The sequence below is a fragment of the Catenulispora rubra genome, assembly GCF_015356825.1.
Lineage (GTDB): Bacteria > Actinomycetota > Actinomycetes > Streptomycetales > Catenulisporaceae > Catenulispora > Catenulispora rubra.
On sequence record NZ_JAACYW010000542.1, the window covers coordinates 1 to 2,879 of the forward strand.

A 2,879-nucleotide genomic window follows, 5' to 3' on the forward strand; every position below is an offset into this window, starting at 1 on the left:
CACGTCCACCCCGCAGAGTTCTCCAGCCTACCGAGGTGATCGGACACCGACACGCCCACCAAAGCCCCCATGCCCCCCACGCGCTGCTCGCTCAGCGCCGCGTGCGTTGGACCGGCCGCAGTCCCGCGCTTACGCTGACCACTGACCGGTCATCGGCGCACGCAGCGCGGCTGGATCCGCCTACGTTCGCTCGCGTGAATACTGCCGACCGCAGGGAGCAAGGCGAGTGAACGACCTTCCCAAGCACGCCGACGTGGTCTTCGTCGGCGCCGGCCACAACGCGCTGGTGGCCGCCGCGTATCTGCTCGAAGCCGGACGCAGCGTGGTGCTGCTCGACCAGATGGCCCAGCCCGGCGGCTGGGTCCGGACGGCGGAACTCGGCGCGCCCGGCTTCCACCACGATGTCTACTCGGCGCTCCATCCGGCGTTCGTCGGCGGCCCGGCGTGGGCCGAACTCGGCGCGGACCTGAAGCGGCACGGGCTGGACTACGTCACCGCGCCGTTGGCCACCGGCGCGTCGCTGCACGACGGCCGCGCCGCCGTACTGCCCGTCGATCAGCAGGCGCTGGCGGAGGAGCTGGACCGCCTCGGCGAGAGCGCCGGCTGGTCGAGCTTGTTCGCCGCGGCCGGGCCGTACTTCCCGGGGCTCATGGAACTGCTCGGCGACGGCCTGGACACCCCGGCGGCCCAGGCCACGCTGGCCGGGCTGGTGACGAGCGGACGGGACAGCGCGCTGCCGTTCACGCAGCTGCTCAGCGGCAGCGCGCGGGACCTCGTCCGCCGGTTCTTCGTCACCGAGGAGTTGCGCCTGCTGGCCGCGCCGTGGCCGCTGCACCTGGGCATCGGCCCGGAGGACCCGGCCGGGGCGCTGTGGACCGTGTTCGCCCTGGGGATGATGGCCGGCGGCAACCCGGCGCCGATCGGCGGCAGCGGCCGGCTCGCCGACGCGCTCACCGGCCTGGTGGTCGAGCGGGGCGGCGAAGTGTTCTGCGATGTGAACGTCGAGGAGATCCTGGTCGACGGCGGCCGCGCGACGGCGGTCCGCACCGGGTCCGGCGCGATCGTGGCGGCCGGGCAGGCGGTCATCGCGTCCGTCACCCCCGACAAGCTGTATGGAAGCCTGCTGCGTAACGTGGCGGGGGTGCCGGAGGGAGTCAGGGAGCAGGCGGCGGGATACCGATACAAGCGCGGTTGTTTCCAGCTGAACCTCGCGCTTTCCGCCAGGCCGCGCTTCGCCGATCCCCGCTTGGACGCCGGCGGCGCCCTCAACCTGGGACGCGGGGTGGACGAGCTGGTCGTGTCCGTCCGACAGGCGGAGGCCGGACTGTTGCCCGAGCATCCCTCGATCTCCTGGCACGAGCCGACGGCCGTCGACGCGACCCGGGCGCCCCAGGGCAAGGCCGTCGTCCGGATTCAGGTGCTGGACGCGCCGCTGTCACCGATCGGGGATGCCGCCGGGACGACGCGCGGCGTCCAGGGCTGGTCCGTGTCGACCGCCGAGGCTTTCGCCGACCGTGTGCTCGCCGAGGCCGAGGCGCATCTGCCCGGCTTGACCGGGACGGTGCTCGAACGACACATCACCACCCCTGCCGACCTGGCCAAAGCCAGTCCGAACGCCGGTCCCGGGGATCACGGCGCCGGAGAGAACTCGCTGGCGCAGGGGCTCGTCCAGCGGCCGATCCCCGCGCACGGCGGGGGCTACCGCACCGCGGTGCCCGGCCTGTGGATGATCGGCGCCGCGACCTGGCCGGGACCGGCGGTGAGCGGTGGCTCGGGCCGAGCGGTCGCGCGCGCCATCGTCGGCGGCGATTTCCGGCCATAATCCTTGATTCACCCTGTATCAGGGGTGACACAAACCGTCACGAAGAGTAGGTCTCAGTATTGACAAACCAATGCCCGACGGGGCGGGAGATGGTGAACACAATGAAGAAACGCACGATCAGCCTGGTAGTGGTGCTTCTAGCCCTGCTCAGCTTCCTGCCGGTCGCGCCTGCGGGGGCGCAGGCCGCGCCGGCGACCAAAGCAGCCGTGGTGACCGCGGCCGCGGTGACACCGGCCACAGCGGCACCGGCTGCGGTGACAGCAGCCGCCAGCAATCCCTGCGGGGGTTCGGCCTACGCGTGCGCGGACGGCAACTTCTACGCGTGGAACGGCCACAACGGAAGCCGCTGCCAGTGGGCGGGCAACGCCCCCAACCTCGGCAACTGCAGGAACACGGACTACCTGATCGCCAACTACGGCTACCCCTGCGCCGGCTGTGACTGGATCCACCTCTTTTACAGCCCGAACTACTCCGGCGCCTACTTCTGCCTTCCGCCCGGCTACGCCTACGGGCAGGCGACATCGCCCGGCCTGACGTTCAACAAGGGCGCAGGACGAGCCGGATACGGGCAGTCGATCTGGTACAACGCCGCTTCAGCATCATGGGGCGCAGCCTGCTGAAAGCAGCCTGCTGACACTGTCACAGGAGCCTCAAAAGTTGACCTAGGCGTCGGTCCTGCTGCCAAGCAGGGCCGACGCCTTTCGTCGGCACCTGTCCGGCCGCAGCGACCCTAGCCCGCCTGCCGCCCCGCGTTCTCGGGCGAGACGCCGGCCGCGTAGCACGTCAGCGTAGCCTGCACCGCGTCATACGGCGCCGGACTACCCTGCGCGCGAGCCGTGATCATCGCCCCCTCGACCCCGGCGATCACCGCGTCGGCGAGCGTGCGCGCCGCGTTCCGCTCGACGCCGAACGCCACGAAGTGGAACGCGAGGCGATCGGTCATCTCCGCGAACGACCGGCGGGTCGCCCCGGCCACCTCGGCGGAGTCCTGGGCGGCGCCCTCGGTCACCAGCGGGGCGATGCCGCAGCCGCGGGTGTAGCCGCTGGCCACCATGCC

3 protein-coding genes are annotated in these 2,879 nt (G+C 71.4%); 2 read left to right on the forward strand and 1 reads right to left on the reverse strand.

The features are described from left to right. Positions 1 to 226: 226 nt before the first annotated feature. Positions 227 to 1,822, forward strand: a complete 1,596-nt coding sequence (locus GWK61_RS53710) for a phytoene desaturase family protein (protein ID WP_194922149.1) — start codon at positions 227 to 229, stop codon at positions 1,820 to 1,822. A gap of 101 nt (positions 1,823 to 1,923) precedes the next feature. Beyond that, entirely contained in the window at positions 1,924 to 2,442 is a 519-nt protein-coding gene (locus GWK61_RS53715; RefSeq protein ID WP_194922150.1) for a hypothetical protein, read from the forward strand. Positions 2,443 to 2,552: 110 nt separating this feature from the next. Here GWK61_RS53715 and GWK61_RS53720 read toward each other — a convergent pair. Further along, positions 2,553 to 2,879 (reverse strand): LmrA/YxaF family transcription factor (locus tag GWK61_RS53720; protein WP_438939836.1); only part of this gene is annotated, 327 nt, incomplete at its 5' end.